Below are 377 nucleotides of genomic sequence, written 5' to 3' on the forward strand. Positions count from 1 at the left end.
AACCATCTGCGGTGATAAATTATCTCTGGCGGTGTTGACATAAATACCACTGGCGGTGATACTGAGCACATCAGCAGGACGCACTGACCACCATGAAGGTGACGCTCTTAAAAATTAAGCCCTGAAGAAGGGCAGCATTCAAAGCAGAAGGCTTTGGGGTGTGTGATACGAAACGAAGCATTGGCCGTAAGTGCGATTCCGGATTAGCTGCCAATGTGCCAATCGCGGGGGGTTTTCGTTCAGGACTACAACTGCCACACACCACCAAAGCTAACTGACAGGAGAATCCAGATGGATGCACAAACACGCCGCCGCGAACGTCGCGCAGAGAAACAGGCTCAATGGAAAGCAGCAAATCCCCTGTTGGTTGGGGTAAG

General features: G+C 51.2%; 1 protein-coding gene. It reads right to left on the reverse strand.

Annotated features, from left to right (window positions below; all coding sequences use genetic code 11):
* Positions 1-70 precede the first annotated feature (70 nt).
* Positions 71-377 (reverse strand): hypothetical protein (locus DLK05_RS18905; protein ID WP_438830195.1); only part of this gene is annotated, 307 nt, incomplete at its 5' end.

The sequence above is a fragment of the Ancylomarina longa genome (assembly GCF_003996985.1).
Taxonomy (GTDB): domain Bacteria; phylum Bacteroidota; class Bacteroidia; order Bacteroidales; family Marinifilaceae; genus Ancylomarina_A; species Ancylomarina_A longa.